The organism is Clostridium sp. AM34-9AC (assembly GCF_003480225.1).
In the GTDB taxonomy this organism is placed as follows: domain Bacteria; phylum Bacillota; class Clostridia; order Lachnospirales; family Lachnospiraceae; genus Acetatifactor; species Acetatifactor acetigignens.
In genome coordinates, this window is sequence record NZ_QUIU01000017.1 from 20,978 (window position 1) to 40,039 (window position 19,062).

Consider the following 19,062-nt stretch of genomic DNA (forward strand, 5'->3'; position numbering starts at 1 on the left):
TCCATTTCCTGCAATATTAAACCATCATCATTCCGCCCAATTCCACTTCCAGTTTCAATCCGGTGTCTTCCCGGTATTGTTCCTCCTGCGTCAGCACATAAAAATCCTGCGCATCCGGGTCTACCGCTTCTACCATCCCCGCATCACGCATTTCTTCAAACAACATATTCCGTTTCTCATATTCCCCTTTTTTCCGAACACTTACACAATATTGCCCTGCTTTTCGCATACGGCTCTTTGTCAGTCCCTGCTGCCGAATTTCCTGCAAAAGAGCCTCCGCTTCCGGTTCTCTGTTGATATATACCGTAACTGTATTTTCCTCAATCAGATTAAATTCTCCGGCTACTGTTGCAAATTGATAATTTCCGTCCTTGAACTTGTCCAATATTTTCTTTATATCCAGGCTTTCGCCCTTGATGCGATATAGTCTCCGAAAATATTCTGTGATATTATCCAGTGCAGTAATATCTCTGCCCTCCGCCAGCAGATTTTTCGTCGTGTCGATCTGCTGCCGCTGTCCGGATACCCTTTCCTTGTCTTCCCACTGGAAGATGCGGACAATGCTCTCTTCCTTTCCTCTTTTATCATTTCGATTACAACGTCCTGCTGCCTGAATAATGGAATCCACACCGGCTAGTTCCCGATATACCGAAGTAAAATCCAGATCCACTCCGGCTTCCACGAGACTGGTCGAAATGACGATACATTTTTTTCCTTTTTTGTCATCCAAACGTTCTCTAATCTCCGCAAGCACTCGTCTTCTATGCGCCGGATACATGGTGGTTGATAAATGATAAACGCCCTCTCCCTGCAGCCGTTCGTAAAGCCGCTGTGCTCTTTTTCGCGTGTTCACGATACACAGTGCATGCCACTCCTGCTGTAGTTTCTCCGCCATTTCCTCTTCCGTGATGGTATCAATATTCTGATAGGTTACCCTTTCAAAAAATCGAAATTGTTCCTCTCTCCGTGGGCATAATTCCCGGGCAACATACTTTTCAGGCAGAAACTGCTGTAATGCCGGTTGTGTCGCCGTACACAGCACGATACTCGTGCCATATTGTTGCAACAGTTCCTCTATCATTGCCATGCACGGTTTCAAATAATTCGCAGGAAGCATCTGCGCTTCATCGAATATGATGACACTGTTTACTATATTATGTAATTTCCTGCATTTGGAGGACTTATTGGCATACAGGGATTCAAAAAACTGGACATTTGTGGTAACCACCACCGGTTTATCCCAGTTTTCCGCCGCCAACTGCATGGGTTTGAACTCTTCCGAGCTCTCATAGTCTACATTGCTGTGATTTTCCAACACATTTTCACTACCCAGGATTTCCCTGAACACCTGCGCATTCTGCTCGATAATACTGGTATAGGGAATCACATAAATCACACGGTCCATATGGTTCTCCACCGCATGCTGCAACGCAAATGCCAGAGAAGCCACAGTTTTGCCACCACCGGTGGGTACCGTAAGCTGAAACAATCCTTTGGAGGACTTTCCCATTTCCAGACAGTTCCGGAGAATTTCAGATCGTCTTCCATCAATCGTAGTATCATTCCGATTTATAAGCCATTTTGCTATGTAATTTTGCAATTTTTCCAAAAGAACATCCATGTTCTCTCCGGAATCCCTTTGAACCGTTCCGTTGTTCATAAACTGTTCTGTATCCAGAAAATCGGCATCCACCAGGCAGGAATACAGCATGCGAATAAATACACTCAGCGCAAAGTTTGGATCCTTTTCCGGATTCATGGCAATGGGTGGTGTGGTAATTTGAGGGATTTCTATTTCCTTTTCATACGCACTGTAATCGCACAACCTTTTCTTAAGTCTCCCCAGCAAAGAGGACGGCAATCCCTCTCGTCCCAGATCCGGCAACCCTGCATGATGCCCTGCTATGCAGTAAGTCAGAAGCCAATAGTAGCCATCTAAATTTTCGCAGACCTTCGCCCCGGCAGTGGAATGATCCACCCGGATATCCAGATTTTCTTTGATCTTCTTTTGAAATTCCGCGGAATATTTTCCAATGTCATGTAACATCCCACAACAATATCCCCAGTCCGCTTTCCTGAATTTTGCAGCAAATTTTTCTGCAAGCTCTGCGGTTCCCTGTAAATGTTCTTTTACTGATTGCTCTCTGTCCCCATCAATGTGTGCAAGGTATTTCATGTTCTTCCCCTCTTTTCTACAATCTATTCCCTCCGCTCCGGCAGCATCCCCTTGATCTTCGCTCCACTCAGGTCCACATCCAACACAATCTTCACCATCCAGAAGAACAGTAACAGCACCAGCATCGGGATCACGCAGGAAGTAATGATCATCACAGCCACTGCCTCAATAAAATGATTTAAGGAATTCTCCACTTTCTGCACCAGTTCTTCGGTAGAAACCGTCACGTTTTCCACAACATTTGTCACTGAATCTTTAGCGCCGGAAATAGCGTCTTTTGCCCAGTCGAAAATGTTTGAGACAGATCCTGAGTTATTGCTTTCCTTCTCCTGCACGTTACCTGTAACAGTTCCAGGAACTTCTGTTGTTCCGATTCCAGGTGTTTCCGTCGCATTAGTGTCATCGTCATCATCCGCCACGCCACTGTTTTCCAGTATATTCTGTGTGTTCCTGGCATCCTCAATGGTAGCTTCGATCTGGGCCTGATAGGTGTCTCCGATAATGTCAGAAATCTTTACACTGGCCGGAACCACGAAGGAGATTGCCAAGCCAAACACCACCAGTTTTGTTGCCAGTTTTCGCAAGGTGGCATTTGCAAAAATCAGGTTGAATATCCACAAGCCACAGGCAATCGGAATCAGGTAGGTAAATGCCACATATCCGGTAATCGTCACTAGATATTTTTCAAGATAAATGGCGCAGAGAACCACCAGCAGATACCCGCTGACATCCGCCATTTTCTCCGCAATGGGCGTTGCCGTGTCTCCCGGAAGCAGGGTGATCAGCGCCGAAGTCACCGTGGATGCCGCCGTCAGCTCCATGACCGTCTGTTTTTTCTCATCCAGAGAGGCTATGGTTTTCTGGTGATTTTCCGGGGCGGAGGCGTATTTTCCGATAACGGTTATGGATAGAATAGCGACCAACAGCAAAATCACTGCCGTAATGCATTTTTGTTTGTTAAAGTTCATGTGATTACCTTCTTTCCTTCTCGATTTCGATATTATTTCCCACAAATACCCTGCCATTACATTTTTCAGGACGTAATATGAACTATACGCTACACTTTTCAGGACGTAATCCAATGTTATCTTACACTTTTCAGGACATAACTTCTATTTTAGGATGACGTTACTTCAAAAATCTCCGTAACATCTTCTCTTTCATCTCATCATACCTCTGGTACCGTATCGGCAGATCCGTCCATGTCTTTTTATCCACAATACTTCTATAATGGCTGAAAGTCTCGAATCCGGCGCGTCCATGGTAGCCGCCCATGCCGCTCTCGCCCACGCCGCCGAAGGGCATGGCGCTGGTGGCTAGGTGGATGATGGTGTCGTTGATGCAACCGCCGCCAAAATGGCAGTGATCCAAGATCCGTCTCTGGGCTTTTTTATCTTCACTGAAGAAATACAGTGCCAGCGGATGAGGATGTTCCTCCACACAGCGGATCGCCCAATCCACAAAGTCTCCCGTGGCTGCATGCGTCCCGGAAGCATCCCTGCAAAAATCATTTTGTGCAACACCTTTCTCTGCATCATGTGCATTATACGTCAGCACCGGCAGGATCGGTCCGAAGATTTCTTCTCCCATCACGGCATCTTCCCAGGTCACATCCGTCATCACTGTGGGAGCAATCCGCAAAGTCTTTTCGTCATACTGCCCGCCGCAGACGGTCTTTTCCGCATCCATCAGCCCCAGCAGTCTGTGAAAATGCTTTTCGTTGATGATTTTTCCATAATCCGGATTTTGCAGGGGATCCGCACCAAACTGTCTCGAGATCTCCGCCCGGATAGCTTCCACCAATCGGTCGCGGATCCTAACATCACACAACACATAATCTGGTGCCACACAGGTCTGCCCGCAGTTTAGATATTTTCCGAATACGATCCTCCTCGCCGCCAACGGAAGCTTCGCCGTAGCATCCACGATGCAGGGACTTTTCCCGCCCAGCTCCAGCGTCACCGGGGTCAAATATTCCGCAGCGCTTCTAAGCACCTCCCGTCCCACGGTCTTGCCTCCGGTGAAAAATATCATATCAAACCGCTGCTGCAATAATGCCTGATTCTCCGTTCTGCCGCCGGTGATCACAGCCACGTATTCTATCGGAAAACATTCTTCCAGAATATTTTTCAGCACAGCTGCCGTCGCCGGAGCATATGCACTGGGCTTCACCACCGCCGTATTTCCGGCAGCTATGGCATCGATCAGCGGATCCAGCGTCAGTAACACCGGGTAATTCCAGGGGCTCATGATCAGCACGGTGCCATAGGGTGACGGAGAGCGAAAGCTTATCGCTGCGAACTGTGACAGCGGTGTCGGCACTCTCTTTTCCTGCATCAGCCCCCGCAGATGTTTCTGCATCCAGGTCAGCTCCGAGAGCGTCAGTCCGATCTCGCACATATAGCTCTCCATCCGGCTTTTTCCCAGATCCTGTTGCAGTGCAGCATTCAGTTCCTCTTCATGGCGCTGCAGGGAGGCCTTTAATTTTCCCAGCTGTTCTGCCCGAAATTTCCGGGAAAGTGTGGCTCCCGTAGCAAAATATTCTCTTTGTCTGTTCAATATCGTCCGGATCTCCTGCTCTGTCATAGATGTCTCCTGCTTCTATTCTTTATACTGCCATAACTATTCACAAAACCACCTCTGAATAATTACATACTACCCAATTTTGAGTCTCGGTGCAACCGCTTCCCTGCTCATCCTATACACAAAAACGGCAGAGTTCTCACCCCACCGTCGTTTGTCTCTTCCTATCTTGATCTCATTTCTCCTATTTCCACGCAAAATTCACTATTCCGTACACATAAATGAACAACACCGCCGCCGGAACAAAATACTTGAACACCGGCTTCATCCAATGCTGCACTTTCAATCCTTTTCCCTCGTTGGCTTCCTCCAGGAATTTGTCCCAGCCCCAGCCGACCTTATAACAGCAAAATACTGCCAGCAGGATCGAACCTATGGGCATGATATTGTTGGACACCAGGAAATCCCAGAAGTCCAACCAGGTCGTTCCCGCCGCAAAGGGCTGAAAATGGATCACGCTGAAGCCCAACGCCGTTGTCAATGCCAACAGAAACGTTCCCACACCGCAGACGATACATCCTACCGGTCTGGACCATCCGGTCAGTTCCCGGACCATGGCCAGAATATTTTCACATACACCCAGCACTGTGGACATGGCTGCGAACACCATGAACAGGAAAAATAAGGTTCCCCACCATCTGCCTCCTGCCATGTGGTTAAATACGGTTGCCATAGTATCGAACAGAAGACTGGGCCCCGCCGTCACTTCCACATCATAAGTGAAGCATGCCGGAAATATAATGATACCGGCAATCACTGCCACCAGTGTATCCAGGATAATAATATGGATAGACTCCCCCATGAGAGAACGGTCCTTGCCGATATAACTTCCGAAGATCGCCATACCGCCCATTCCCACGGACAAGGTGAAAAATGCCTGATTCATGGCGCCCACCACCACAGAACCGGTGATTTTGGAAAAATGAGGGATCAGATAGAAGCTCAATCCCTCTCCTGCTCCCGGAAGTGTAAAGCTGTGCACCGCCAGCACCAACATCAGCACGATCAAGGCTGACATCATATATTTGGTAATACGTTCCAGCCCACCCTGCAGATGGAAGCTTAAAATGACAAAAGCGATCAGTAAGGTGAACAACAGATATGTCACATTCACCGAGGGCGTCGTGATCATTTTTTCAAATCCGAAATCCTGATTCTGCCCTGTCAGAAATTTTACAAAATAATAGAGGATCCATCCGGACACCACCGCATAGAAAGCGATCAGCGCAATGTTTCCGATGAGGCAGACGATGCCCCACAGATTCCATTTTCCCCTGCCGCCGGATAATTTCCGGTACATATAAAGCGGACTCGTCTGCGCTGCGCGTCCCACGGAAAACTCCATGATCATAGCAGGCAGGCCCAGCACGATCAGGCAGATCACATAGATCAGCATAAAGCTGCCTCCACCATTCTGTCCGCACATCCAGGGGAACTTCCACACATTTCCGCAGCCAATGGCACACCCTGCCGACAGCATGATAAATCCCAAACGGCTTCCCAGTCTTTCTCTTTTTTCCATACCTCTGATCCTTCCCAAAACTACTTATTCTAAACACGGGATACGGCATATATTTTTGCTGTTTTCCCATATTTTCGCCATCTTTTCACATTGACAGCCCTATTTTCTCATTATATAATTTTCATAAATATTTGAAAAACGAATTATTTTTATCATATTGATCGAATAACTCAATCGAGAAGGTGCAATTATTTTATGGATGTCAAAAATCTGGAAACCTTTGTTATGGTGAACGAACTGAAGAGCTTTACGCTGGCGGCCGGACGTCTGGGTTATACCCAGTCCACCGTATCCTTTCAGATCAAACAATTGGAAAAGGAGCTGTCCATCCCTCTGTTTGAACGGATCGGGCATACCGTAACCCTGACTAACGAAGGGGAAAAGCTGTTACCCCTGGCCCAGCAGATCCTGCGTCTCGCCGCGGAAGCCACTCACATCAGCGGTAATACCGCCCCGGAGGGTCTGGTGCGGATCGCCATTGCAGAGTCCCTAGCCAGCTGGGAATTTCACAGCCGTTTTAAAGATTTTCATGAAAAATATCCCGGAATCCGGTTGAAGATCATCGCTACCAGCACTGACGAAATGTTCCAGATGCTGGGACAGAATCAGGTGGACATTGTATACACACTGGACCGCCGTATTTTTAATCACAATTATGTGACCGCTTTCGAAGCTCCGGTAGATATTCACTTCGTCACCGGTGCCGGTCACCCCTTAGCCAGACAGACGCAGATCACCCTGGAACAGATTCTGCAATATCCGCTGATCCTCACAGAGAAAAACATGAGTTACCGGGCTGCTCTGGATGATCTGCTCTCCCAAAACGGTAAGGAGACAGTGCCCATCATGGAAGTGGGTGATACCCAGCTGATCCGCAATCTTCTGTGTCAGGACCTCGGCATCTCCTATCTGCCGGAGTTCGTGATAGCGGAAGATCTGACAAACGGAAATCTCGTCAGTCTCCCCATGACAGAGATTCATCCGGATATCTGGCGGCAGCTTTTATATCATAGGAACAAATGGATCTCGCCGGAATTGAAATGCGTAATAAAATACCTGCAGGAGGAATAATCCCCTGCAGGTTTTCTATTATATATGAATGTCAGGGGCAAAAGTCCCACCTTTAATTCCTACGAATTGTTTCGTGCTGCGCACTCCCACACTTCTATCCAATATTCGCTTATCGAGGAATCTTCATCCCAGAAGCATTCCGATTCCATGTACTAAAAAGGCTGCCACCCATGCCACAAAACACTGCCAGAGTACCACGGCAATGGCCCATTTTCCACCCAGTTCTCTGCGGACAGAAGCGATGGCTGCCACACAGGGAGTATACAACAGGCTGAATACCAGTAATGTAGCGGCTGTCAACGGGGTAAGTACCGTGGCAATGCCGCTGCCGAACAATACTTCCAGGGTTGCTACCACACTTTCTTTTGCCATGAATCCACTGATCAGAGAGGTACAGATCCGCCAGTCTCCCAATCCCAGTGGCCGGAACACCGGAACCAACAGACCTGATAGCATTGCCAGCATACTGTTGGCTGAATTCTCTACCAGATTCAGTTTCAGATCAAAACTCTGTAAAAACCATACTACAATCGTTGCAATGAAGATCACAGTAAATGCCTTCTGTAAAAAATCTTTCGCCTTTTCCCACAACAACTGTCCTACATTTTTCGCTCCGGGCAGACGATAATTAGGCAGTTCCATTACGAACGGCACTGGCTCGCCTTTGAACAAAGTTCCACGATATAAAAATGCAACCAGAATACCAATCACGATCCCCAGCAGATACAGGGCTGACATGATCAGTCCACCCTTTCCCGGGAAAAATACGCTCACAAAAAAGGAATAAATTGGCAGTTTCGCAGAACAGCTCATAAACGGAGTGAGCAAAATCGTCATTTTACGATCTCTCTCACTGGTCAGCGTCCGCGTTGCCATGACTGCCGGTACCGTACATCCGAACCCAATCAGCATCGGCACAATGCTTCGTCCGGACAGACCGATCTTTCGAAGCAACTTATCCATCACGAATGCCACACGGGCGATATAACCGCTGTCTTCCATAAGTGAAAGGAAGAAAAACAAGGTCACCACAATAGGCAGGAAACTCAATACGCTGCCCACCCCGGTAAAAATACCGTCGATCACAAGACTTTGTACTGCACTGTTGACATGGGCCGCTGTCATGGCTGCATCCGCAAGTTCTGTCAGTCTGCCGATTCCCAGTTCCAAAAGCCCTTGCAGCCAGGCTCCGATCACATTAAATGTCAAATAAAACACCAATATCATGATCACAATAAAACAAGGGATTGCCGTATATTTTCCGGTAAGGATCCGATCGATCTTCTCACTGCGAATCCGTTCCTTACTTTCTTTGGGTTTTACTACTGTCTGTTCACATAATCTCTCGATAAAATCAAACCGCATGTCCGCGATAGCCGCACTCCGGTCCACACCACGCTCTGTCTCCATCTGGCAGACAATATGCTCCAGCATTTCTTTTTCATTTTCATCCAGCTGCAGCTTCTCCAGGATCAGATGGTCTCCTTCAATGGCTTTGTTGGCTGCGAAACGCAGGGGCAGCTTTGCAGTCTCCGCATGATCCTCAATCAGATGGCATACCGCATGGATGCAACGGTGTACGGAACCATCATGATCGTTTTTATCGCAGAAATCCTGCCGCAACGGCCGTTCCTGATATTTTGCCACATGGACTGCATGACGGATCAGTTCATCCACGCCTTCGTTTTTCGCAGCGGAAATGGGGATTACGGGAACTCCCAGGAACGCCTCCATGGCATTCACATCGATGGAGCCGTGATTGCCGGTGACTTCATCCATCATGTTCAGGGCTACGACCATGGGAATGTTCATTTCCAACAACTGCATGGTCAGATACAGATTACGCTCGATATTCGTGGCATCCACGATATTAATGATAGCTCTGGGTTTCTCATACAGGATAAAATTACGGGATACGATCTCTTCACTACTATAAGGGGACATGGAATAAATACCGGGCAGATCTGTCACCAAAGTATCCGGATACCCCTTGATGGAACCGTCCTTACGGTCTACGGTAACTCCGGGAAAATTTCCCACATGCTGATTCGAACCGGTGAGCTGATTGAACAGTGTCGTCTTGCCGCAGTTCTGATTTCCCGCCAGGGCGAACGTAAGTGTCGTTCCCTCCGGCAGAGGATTCTCGTCTTTTTTCGAATGGTATTTTCCATCCTCACCTAATCCCGGGTGCTCCGCATCCGTCACCCGGTCCAGCCCTTTATGTTCTCTTGTTCTCTTCGATATAGGTGCGATCTCGATCTGATCCGCTTCCGCCAAACGCAACGTAAGTTCATAGCCGTGCACCTGCAATTCCATGGGATCCCCCATCGGAGCCAGCTTTACCACCGTCACCTCTGCTCCCGGGATCATACCCATATCCAGGAAATGCTGTCTGAGTTCTCCGGAACCACCGACGGTTTCGATCACGGCGCTTTTGCCGATTTCCAATTCTTTCAGTGTCATAACACTTCTGTATCCTTTCGTATCTCAACATTTTAATGTTCTGTGTTGTAACAGAAGTATTATAGCGCATTTGGTATTGAAAATCAGTATCAATTTGTTTTTTATTTCCATATTTTTTAAAAAAATGGAACAAAAATGTAGAAAAAATTGATGAAAGAAGTTACACTTAAAATAGTATCAATAGAAAAGGGAGGGAACTTATGAATATGAAAGAAAATAATAAATATCGTTATACGGATACTTCGGAACGCAATATCAGAATGAACCGGTTCTATATTATCGCTTCTTCGTTTTTGGCGATTGTTTTCCTGTTTTATCTGTGGTTAAAACTGATAAATCACAACATTGCGCCCATTGTTACATACGCAAATACCATTCTGATCGCTGTTTTCTGTGTGGTAAATGTCGTGACACACCTTCGAAATAAGGCGACACGACTATTAAAAGTCTTCGCTACCATCGAGATCGGCATTGAGTATCTGTTGGTTGGTTTACAGACAGATGCAAGTTTCATTCACTATGCGCTGATCGCCATTTTCATATTACAGATTCCTTATTATGAGAAAAAATCTCTGAAGAAAACCGCTTTGGGATTATTCGTGCTCTACCTGATCGTCATGATCGTTCAGGCTACGAAGGGAATCTACGGTCAGGATGTGAATGCCGTCTGCTCTACCCTGCTGGTATTCCTGATTGGGATCATTATTCTGGGAACCGGTAAAATTGCTATATTATTTAACAATGACGCCATCGGTTCTTCCCGGGAAGAACATAACCATGTAAAAGAAGTACTGGATAATATTCTGGACGTATCCCAGACCGTACATCAGGAGACCACCAAAACCACAGATCTTATGAACCAGCTGGTACAAACTACAGAATCTGTAGCCAACAGCATGCAGGAGATCTCCGATGCCACCAATATGACTGCCACCAGCATCGAAGAGCAGAGTCAGATGACCGGTACGATTCAGAATGCTATCGAGCAGACCAGTCATATCTCCGAGCAGATGGTTCAGATTGCTGAGGATTCTAACGAAAGCATCCGTAAGAATATGGCTGCTATGGAATCCTTAAAACAGCAGTCCGCCATGATCAAGGATACCAACCATTCCGTCACCGACGCCATGGCAAAATTACAGGAAAAGACAAAAGAGGTGGAAACTATCGCCGGAAGCATCATGGCAATCTCCGGTCAGACAAATCTTTTAGCCCTGAACGCTTCCATCGAAAGTGCCCGTGCCGGTGAAGCCGGACGCGGTTTCGCCGTTGTAGCGCAGCAGATCCGTCAGCTCGCAGAGCAGACCAAGAGCTTTACGGAAGAGATCACCAAGATTACCAGCGATCTGAATACCAATGCCAACATGGTAGTCAACACTATCAACGGTTCCATCGAAGCTACCGAACAGCAGGGCGAAAAGATCCTGGCTGCTTCCGAGACTTTCGAACAGCTGAACAAAAATATGGAAGCACTGGCTTCCCAGGTAGAAGAAGTAAATCACCACATTCTGGGCTTGTCAGAATCCAATAATAAGATTATGGAAAACATCTCCCATCTGTCCGCTGTAACCGAAGAAGTCACAGCTAATGCCGAACAGGTGCACACCATGAGCCAGAACAACCTGGATTGCGCAGAACAAGTAAAAACAGCAGTAGAACATATCCGCTCTACCACCGATGAGATGGGAACGCAGGAGGGTTAAACCTCCTGCGTTCTTTGCTCCTACTATTTCAATTTCAAGCCGTCTTTAAAAGCATTTCCTACTTTATCTCCCATTGCAAGATAAGTATTATTCACAGGATCATAGCTGATTGGCTTCAATTTCTTCGGATCGATCTTGCCATCCGTCAGGATGCTTTCGTCCGCATTGACGTTGACGATATCGCCCACCAGAATGCCGTCTTCAAAACTTTTCACCTTACATTCCAGCGCCATGGGAAGTTCATCGATCAGCGGTGCATTGACAAAATCACTCTTGGCTGCATGGAAACCGGACTTTGAGAATTTATCAGGTACTTTCTTCGCAGATTCCACGCCCACATAGTCGCAGGCTACCACGGTATCTTCGGTTCCGATACTTACGGTAAATGCTCCGGTCTTTGCCAGATTCTCCGTGGTCTTATGCTCTGACATACTGATGGAGATCTCATTCATGTCCGTAATGATTCCCCATGCTGCGTTCATGGCATCGGGTACTCCATTTTCGTCATAAGTTGCAATGATCAGCACCGGCATGGGATACATTACCGGCTTTGCTCCAAAATTTACTCTACTCATATTCGTCCTCCCTGTACTAAATTAATTTTTCCTTCCATTCTGCTTCCCGGAATCCGGTCAACACCAGATCCCCGTCCACGACAAACGGCCGCTTTACCAGCATTCCGTCCGTGGCCAGCAGCCGAAGTTGTTCCTCTTCCGTCATGTTCGGAAGCTTGCCCTCTCAATTAAATCTGCCTTGAAACAAAATGTACCGTTTCTTTTCTCTGCTCAAGTATGTAAGGTATCAGTTCCAATGGATATACCTTCGTGTCCTTCCTTAGTTCCTCCAGCGGAATCCAGCAGAAATCCAGATTGATTCTCTCATGATCCAATTCATCATATCCATGAAACACCCCATCCATAGGAATACTATCGTCCAGTAAATGAACATTATAATATAAGCAGATCTGGTGGCAGGGTCTCTTTCCCCATGGAAAATAAATTTCGCCTATAGCCAGCAGATTATCTACCTCTATCTCAGCGTGAAGTTCTTCTTCAAACTCCCGTTTCAGCGTTTCCATGCTGGTCTCCATAGCAGCAACATGCCCGCCGATGATAGCATAGTCATCATTTTTCGGACGTTGCAACAGAATCTTTTCATTATGGATCAATATACCGCCAACCCTGTAGGAAAATACAAAATCATCGTTTTTAAATAGAATGTCCATGTGATCTCCCTTCACGTCAGATATACTCATCCTGTTTTACCTAAACTTTAAAATCAAAACTGTTATTCCCACGGAAATCATCATAAGCCCAAGCAAAATGGCCAGCGCAATAACCTTTGCATTTTTCTCCATAAATCGGATAGGTGTCCCATACTTTTCATCAATGTTTGCATCTCTTCGCTCATTCCTGATATTCTGCTCCCACTCCAGATCCTTCAGTTTCATATATTCGTCATAATGGCGTTTTTCCAGACGGTCTTCCTCTTCGTGTACCAATAATTCCAGGTTTTCTTTATAAGAAGCCCCACAATTACTACACCCCTTTTCGTCTGTGCTTTTTCCCCTTATCTTATTATCACAGCATTCACAGGTAAATTCATAATCACTTGCAGGTTTATAAACCGGAGGCTCGCCGATTTCAAAATTGTAGTATTTATGACGTATCAGCTTATATTTTTGAATTGCCTGCATTGTAGTACTTATATATTCCGTTTCCTGTGTAATGGCCTCTTCCTGGGATTTCATATACTCTAAATACCTTTGATGCATGGCCCGTTTCTTTAACTGATACTCCTTGTTCTTTCCAAAATTACCGCCACAGGTTGGACATTTTTCATCCGCAGAAGATACCTTGGATCCGCAAAACTCACAGGTAAATTCAAAATTCTCCTGAAAATGATCCTTTTTGTAGGAAATGTACTTAACCGGTTTCAGGTCCTTACGTGCTCTAATGCCGGAAGAGAAAAACAAGTATATAAGTAATAACAGGCCAAAGGTAATTGCTATATTAAAAAATACTGTTGAAAACAAACTGAAAAATTCCATAATAATGTGTCATTTCTCTTTCGTATTAAATATAATTCTTAACTAATCATATCATAGTAAATCCTATTTTTCATCTAAATCCTAAGAATGTACTGATTACAACTCTTGATACTTCATGCATGGGAAATATCTTAGAAAAATCCAGTTGCCATATCTCCATTTTCTGCTACAATTTGATCATAATAGTTGCGAAGCAACGTTAAGCACCGGATGCCGGGCAGAGTGAAACGAACGCAGAAACCGAACGCACTGAAACCACAGAAGTGATAACGGAAGATTCCACAGAAACTCCGGCACCGGTGGAAGTATCAGGAAGCACGGAGAATAGCACCATTTTGCCTCTCTCTTATGAGGATTTTAACGTTAATGGATTTGGATATAGCAATTACGTAGACTTATATGGAGCCGGAAACGGCTATGAAGATGTAGAACGTATTTCTATTATGACTACAAATTGTACGGCATATACTGAATACCCCGATCAAATGTCATCAGACACGGCGACCTCACGTGGTATAAAGTTAGGCGATTCCAGAAAACAGGTAATTGCTGCTTATGGAGAGCCCCGAAACGAGGTTGTATATAGATCTAAGGCCTATAATCATGATGGTTTGGAAAGCCAGTATAATTTGTGCTATTGCTATATTGATGAGCGCTACCCGGAAGTCTTTTTCAATTTATCCTTCAGTATGGATCAAAATGATAATGTGCTGGATATTTGCTATGAAGCAATATTGATGAAATGGTATAAATAATTAGTCATTTATAAGTATACCCCAGGAGATATTATCTCATATCCCCTGGGGTATATTAACCTTATAGTTTTATTTCCAATTCGAGGCAATCCCATTCTTCCCCCATTACATTATACTCTTCTATTTCATCCTGAGGTACATCTTCAAAGCCTATTGCCTTATAGCAATAATAAGCGGATTCATTATTTTCAAAAACCTATTTGATTTCCCAGTGACCACTGTAACCACTTCCCACATATGATATATTCGGCATTTTCTTAATTTTACGCTTTACTGTTGCAATGCCAATTCCCAATCTTTTTGCCATATCAGATGTTGATACTCGTGGATTTTCCTCTATCATTTTTATTATTTTTTCTTGAGTATCATCTTGGGTATCACCTTGAGTATCATCTTGGGTATCACCTTGAGTACCATTTTGCTTCACCTGTGTTGCATAATTAGTGCCATAATTCAGATTATACAAAGTCAATGTAAAATCATCATTATCTGCATCAAAGACTGGCATCTTAGTCTCATTAAATTCAACTTGTCCCTCGTAGTCTGCCAATATTTTCTTAAACCCACTACCTCTACGCTCCATGTATTTCAAACGACTGAATATATCAGCTAATATCGGATTTCTTCGCTTTGATGGAATTTTCAATAAATCTTTTCCCTCTAAAGATATTCCGCTTACCAGTCCACCCGGTGAATATATTTCAATTCTGTCATCAAACATATCTATATGGACTTCGCTGCCTATCTCCATATAATTTCTATGAATCAATGCATTTACTACACCTTCCAGTACTGCACGATCCGGATAATCAGGCATTTCAATTCTGCCGTCACCTACCTTACGCCATGCTTTCTTGGAATTATTTCTGACAAAATCTGTTCCTGCCTGCAATAGTGTGACAAGACTTCCCGTATATTCCTTATCATCAAGTGCATCTACAATTCCAGATGCCTTCGTAAGGCCATTCCATCTTGTACAAAATAATCTGGAATGACGAACCGGAGATTCATCTGCCAGAAGTGCCCCTGCATTCGTCAGATTGCCTTTTTCATCAACCAGACCAAATGATTCATAATCTGTATCTTCAAAGGTATTTCCTGTTCTCTGTTTATATACTGATTTTAATTTTGTAAAAGACATATTATTAAAATCATATCTTGATTTCAAGCTATCGTAGCTTTCACCACTTCCGCGAAGCACCAACTCTCTTAACTGTGAAGGTGTTGCCGGAACACTTTCATTTCCAATACGCATAAACGCAATAAGTTGTCCATCGCCTTCATAATAGTATGGTGTCTGCTGTCCTTTCATAACTTCTACAATAACAAACGTCTTGTCTTTATCTTTTTCAAATGAAAGCTTAAACTCTGGTATTGGATTAAGATGTGTTTTAATTATCTCACTAATTTTCTCTGCATCTCCTTCAGCATCCGAAAGACCAACCAACGCATCATCGTTTGCCACACCAAATACCAGCTTACCACCATAGCAATTTGCAAATGCACTGATGCTCTTGCACCAGCTTTTAGGTTTCTTTATCTCAAGTGCAACCTTTTTATCGTAATCTGTGGCTTCGCCGATTAGCTGCTTTATGTTCATAAATTCACTTCCTTTTATTAATTCTCATAATCTTCTGGGGCCTTGCCATCATTATTTCTAAATGTAATCTCCATCAATTCACCTGCTATCCCTTTACTCCTTACTCTCATAATACTATCATCAACCTTATCTTTCGCCAGCAGATTAATATTTCCATACCAGACTACTTCCTGATCAATAACAGCAAATCGATCACAATATTCTTCTACTGTTCTAATATAAAACCCAGCTCTACGCATATCTTCATGTAACTGCATCCAGTATGCAGCATCACCAAATCCATAGGAATCTGGAGTCCACGTGACTATTGTGACCTGAACTCCTGACATCTGTTTTTCCTTTAGCATATTGATTAACTCATAAACTTTTGATCCGCTGATTACGGGGCTGGAAATAATTATATTCTTATTAGAATCAAACAAATCTTTATGATAATTTTCACTATAATTATTTCCATCATATATTGCATTAACCGTCTGTTTAACAGTTTGCAAACCATCGCCAAACTCATATCCAATCTGTTTATATGCTTTCAGCCGCTTCATATACATATTATTAAACATTGGAATATGATTATCCACATAATCATATATTATCACATTTTCTTTACCTGCATAATCACGATTCAATCTTCCTGCATACTGTTCCACTACACCGCGAAATGATACAGGTGTTGCCATAAAAAGTGTATCCAGTCTTGGAAAATCAAAACCTTCTCCTACAAGAGAACCTGTAGCTATCAGTATAAGTGATTCATTCTTATCAACCTGATGCATCTGCTCAAGAATCTTCCTGTGTTCTTTCTTAGAGTTGTTACCTGTCATAAGAAATACATGATCTGCATAGCCTTTTAACCGCTCATAGAATTTTTCAGAATGATCCTTGTATCGTGACAAAACAACCGGTGTCCGGCCTGCTGCTACGCAATTCTTCACATCCTCAATAATCTGCTCATCCCTGACATCATTATTATGAATAATCTCATATGCTTCATTTGGATGCATCTTATCGGTAATTACACCTCTCGGCGGTACAGTCCTGGTAAAACGCGGGTACACAAGATGCTGTATTCCCTGCTCCTTTGCTTTTTCCTTGGCCGTATAGCTATATCTTATAGGTCCGATAAGCATATAGTTGATTTTTTCCAGTCCATCTCCTCTTTTGGGAGTTGCTGTCACACCATATACATACTTTGCTTTCACTTCTTTTAAAACATTGGCTATTGTTTCTGAAGCAGAATGATGGCACTCATCAATCAACACGAGTCCATATTCATTCATCATCTTATGATACTTACCCTTTTTGCACAATGAACCTGCCATTGCAATGTCTATGATTCCTGTCATTGAATCATGTGCTCCCTGTAATGTTCCAATCAGGCTTTTTCTTTTCCTTACTCTTCCTGTCTTAGTCTCATAAGTTGGAAGTCCCTCATTGATATTTAAGAATTTTTCCAACGCCTCTTTCCACTGCTCTATAAGTGCAGAAGATTCAAGAATAATCAATGTATTTATTTTCTTTTGTGCAATTATTGCACTACTGACCACTGTTTTGCCAAATGCTGTTGCTGCATGAAGTATTCCATTATCATACCTGATCAGTTCTTTTAATGCCTTATCCTGTTCGGGACGCAATTCACCTTTAAAATCCACATTAATTTTTCTTCCCTGCTGGCGCTCATCTTCCATTTCGTAATCAATATCTGCCTGTTTTATATTTTCCCAAAGTTCGTCCTGCAGTCCTCGTGGTATTTGTATATATCCGCTCAGATGATCTTTCCCGAGATAAATCCATCTTGCTGTATCATAATTTGATGTTCCTATTGCCTGATTCTTATAGAAAACCGGATTACTGAATGCTGCCATTCTCCGGATTCTATTCTGCATAGCCGCATTTAAATTCGTATTATCTACATATATTCCGTTCGCCAAGATAATATGTAATTTTCCTTCTACATCATTCTTATTAAAATGCTGCATTCTGTTCCATGGTTTTTCCCTGTCACTTTCTGCAGCATTTGCTGCAATATCATCAATAGTATTTGACCATTCTTTTATTTTCTCTTCCAAAAATTCCTGCGATAATCTTGGTTTATTAAATAAAGTTTCCCATTGATTAGGATATGCATTCCAATTACCATCAATAAATGCACTGTTCCCATCTTGCAAAGCTTTTCCCTGCAATGGCAGTGCAATCAGATTGCCAACAGCACTATCCTCCGGTAATGAATCCTGTGCAGGCAACATTCTATCATAGTATTTAAAAGATTTTAAATTAATCTGTTCCGCACCCTTGTCCAGCAGAGCAAATCCAAATTTTCTTACAAATGAAGCAGCTATCGGCTTATCAAAGAATATCCATACATGTGCACCTCTGCCAGATCTTGATCGTTCTACTAACGGCTCTATTCCGTTTAATACACAAATTTCCCTCATTGACTCAACTTCTTCCACCCATGTATCATCAGAATTTGCAAAGTCTTTCTCTTCTGCATCCTTATCATGATTATCAAAGTCAAATACCATAAATCGACATGTTCCATTACTAAGAAGAGGATAAACGCCTATTACGTCCGATGCGTTATATGCATTTCCCTGCAAATGATTTAATATATCTTTCTTCGTTATTGTTTTATAAGAACGGTTCTTGCAGTTCTTACAGTTAATCCCATCCTTTATCTTCTTATGACACACATTTGTCCAGAAATTATTACACTGTGGATAGTATGCAGCCTTCCCTGTTTCTTTATTAACACTACGCTTTGCATAGACATCCTGTCTTCCCCAGAACATACTAAAAAACTGATTTGCCATATTTTCTGTTATTGCCTGTGGATGAATGATTCTTTTACCCTGTTTTGGATCAAAAGCTTCTTTACTACCACTTTGTCGTAATTTTGATAATTCCTTATGGTATGACAATCCTGCTTTGTCCAATATATTTTTCAATATCTGATTTTCCAGCTGCAGGTCATTCAACTTTTTCTGAAGTTGTGATATGTTCTCTATTGAATCACGCATCTTGACATACCTCCCATTGCAATACCTAAAATCACAGCTCCTCTGCCAGTGTTATTCTGTAGTTATCAAACTTAAGCACTTTAAAACTCTTATCAGATACATTGAGTCCATCACAATTT

The 19,062-nt window shown here is 43.7% G+C and carries 13 protein-coding genes and 1 pseudogene; 3 read left to right on the plus strand and 11 right to left on the minus strand.

Annotated elements, in window-relative coordinates; genetic code table 11:
• Positions 1-16: 16 nt before the first annotated feature.
• The 4 genes from cas3 to DW835_RS11040 all read right to left on the minus strand — a co-directional run bounded on the left by cas3 (position 17) and on the right by DW835_RS11040 (position 6,281).
• Positions 17-2,176: a CRISPR-associated helicase Cas3' gene (cas3, locus tag DW835_RS11025; protein ID WP_118731110.1), complete on the minus strand. Its 2,160-nt coding sequence runs from the start codon at positions 2,174-2,176 to the stop codon at positions 17-19.
• A 23-nt stretch (positions 2,177-2,199) separates the two neighbouring features.
• Positions 2,200-3,144, minus strand: coding sequence for a hypothetical protein (locus tag DW835_RS11030; RefSeq protein WP_118731111.1), 945 nt, complete (start codon positions 3,142-3,144; stop codon positions 2,200-2,202).
• 160 nt (positions 3,145-3,304) lie between these two features.
• Positions 3,305-4,762, minus strand: coding sequence for an aldehyde dehydrogenase (locus tag DW835_RS11035; protein ID WP_118538675.1), 1,458 nt, complete (start codon positions 4,760-4,762; stop codon positions 3,305-3,307).
• Positions 4,763-4,943: 181 nt separating this feature from the next.
• Entirely contained in the window at positions 4,944-6,281 is a 1,338-nt protein-coding gene (locus tag DW835_RS11040; protein WP_118731112.1) for a sodium-dependent transporter, read from the minus strand.
• Positions 6,282-6,476: 195 nt separating this feature from the next.
• Between DW835_RS11040 and DW835_RS11045 the strand changes: the two genes are divergently transcribed.
• Positions 6,477-7,352, plus strand: a complete 876-nt coding sequence (locus DW835_RS11045; protein ID WP_118731113.1) for a LysR family transcriptional regulator — start codon at positions 6,477-6,479, stop codon at positions 7,350-7,352.
• Positions 7,353-7,475: 123 nt separating this feature from the next.
• Here DW835_RS11045 and feoB read toward each other — a convergent pair whose 3' ends face one another.
• Positions 7,476-9,815 carry a ferrous iron transport protein B gene (gene feoB / locus DW835_RS11050; protein ID WP_118731114.1) on the minus strand — a complete coding sequence of 780 codons (2,340 nt, stop codon included), beginning with the start codon at positions 9,813-9,815 and terminating at the stop codon, positions 7,476-7,478.
• 200 nt (positions 9,816-10,015) lie between these two features.
• Between feoB and DW835_RS11055 the strand changes: the two genes are divergently transcribed.
• Positions 10,016-11,518, plus strand: a complete 1,503-nt coding sequence (locus tag DW835_RS11055) for a methyl-accepting chemotaxis protein (RefSeq protein ID WP_243037138.1) — start codon at positions 10,016-10,018, stop codon at positions 11,516-11,518.
• 23 nt (positions 11,519-11,541) lie between these two features.
• On the opposite strand, the gene DW835_RS11060 is transcribed toward DW835_RS11055, so the two are convergent.
• The 4 genes and pseudogenes from DW835_RS11060 to DW835_RS11075 form a co-directional block, all read right to left on the minus strand.
• Positions 11,542-12,093, minus strand: a complete 552-nt coding sequence (locus tag DW835_RS11060; RefSeq protein ID WP_022152807.1) for a flavin reductase — start codon at positions 12,091-12,093, stop codon at positions 11,542-11,544.
• A gap of 16 nt (positions 12,094-12,109) precedes the next feature.
• Positions 12,110-12,256: pseudogene (locus DW835_RS11065) on the minus strand (ArsC/Spx/MgsR family protein); the annotation flags it as partial.
• 4 nt (positions 12,257-12,260) lie between these two features.
• Positions 12,261-12,743 carry an NUDIX domain-containing protein gene (locus tag DW835_RS11070; protein WP_118731115.1) on the minus strand — a complete coding sequence of 161 codons (483 nt, stop codon included), beginning with the start codon at positions 12,741-12,743 and terminating at the stop codon, positions 12,261-12,263.
• Between the two features lie 36 nt (positions 12,744-12,779).
• Positions 12,780-13,568, minus strand: coding sequence for a hypothetical protein (locus DW835_RS11075; RefSeq protein ID WP_118731116.1), 789 nt, complete (start codon positions 13,566-13,568; stop codon positions 12,780-12,782).
• Between the two features lie 299 nt (positions 13,569-13,867).
• Between DW835_RS11075 and DW835_RS11080 the strand changes: the two genes are divergently transcribed.
• On the plus strand, positions 13,868-14,323 hold the full coding sequence (locus DW835_RS11080) for a hypothetical protein (protein WP_182430303.1): 456 nt from the start codon (positions 13,868-13,870) through the stop codon (positions 14,321-14,323).
• Between the two features lie 196 nt (positions 14,324-14,519).
• Here the strand turns inward: DW835_RS11080 and DW835_RS11090 are convergent, their stop codons facing one another.
• The gene (locus DW835_RS11090) at positions 14,520-15,923 is read right to left on the minus strand and encodes an ATP-binding protein (RefSeq protein ID WP_118731118.1); all 1,404 of its coding nucleotides are present in this window, start codon (positions 15,921-15,923) and stop codon (positions 14,520-14,522) included.
• A 17-nt stretch (positions 15,924-15,940) separates the two neighbouring features.
• Positions 15,941-18,943, minus strand: a complete 3,003-nt coding sequence (locus tag DW835_RS11095) for a DEAD/DEAH box helicase family protein (protein WP_118731119.1) — start codon at positions 18,941-18,943, stop codon at positions 15,941-15,943.
• Positions 18,944-19,062: the final 119 nt, after the last annotated feature.

Excerpts from the sequence above, each read along its gene's own strand:
- DW835_RS11090 (WP_118731118.1), bottom strand. The coding sequence starts at position 15,923 with ATGAACATAAAGCAGCTAATCGGCGAAGCCACAGATTACGATAAAAAG.
- DW835_RS11070 (WP_118731115.1), bottom strand. The coding sequence starts at position 12,743 with ATGGACATTCTATTTAAAAACGATGATTTTGTATTTTCCTACAGGGTT.
- DW835_RS11040 (WP_118731112.1), bottom strand. The coding sequence starts at position 6,281 with ATGGAAAAAAGAGAAAGACTGGGAAGCCGTTTGGGATTTATCATGCTG.
- DW835_RS11035 (WP_118538675.1), bottom strand. The coding sequence starts at position 4,762 with ATGACAGAGCAGGAGATCCGGACGATATTGAACAGACAAAGAGAATAT.
- DW835_RS11045 (WP_118731113.1), top strand. The coding sequence starts at position 6,477 with ATGGATGTCAAAAATCTGGAAACCTTTGTTATGGTGAACGAACTGAAG.
- DW835_RS11075 (WP_118731116.1), bottom strand. The coding sequence starts at position 13,568 with ATGGAATTTTTCAGTTTGTTTTCAACAGTATTTTTTAATATAGCAATT.
- cas3 (WP_118731110.1), bottom strand. The coding sequence starts at position 2,176 with ATGAAATACCTTGCACACATTGATGGGGACAGAGAGCAATCAGTAAAA.
- DW835_RS11095 (WP_118731119.1), bottom strand. The coding sequence starts at position 18,943 with ATGCGTGATTCAATAGAGAACATATCACAACTTCAGAAAAAGTTGAAT.
- DW835_RS11030 (WP_118731111.1), bottom strand. The coding sequence starts at position 3,144 with ATGAACTTTAACAAACAAAAATGCATTACGGCAGTGATTTTGCTGTTG.
- DW835_RS11060 (WP_022152807.1), bottom strand. The coding sequence starts at position 12,093 with ATGAGTAGAGTAAATTTTGGAGCAAAGCCGGTAATGTATCCCATGCCG.
- DW835_RS11055 (WP_243037138.1), top strand. The coding sequence starts at position 10,016 with ATGAATATGAAAGAAAATAATAAATATCGTTATACGGATACTTCGGAA.
- feoB (WP_118731114.1), bottom strand. The coding sequence starts at position 9,815 with ATGACACTGAAAGAATTGGAAATCGGCAAAAGCGCCGTGATCGAAACC.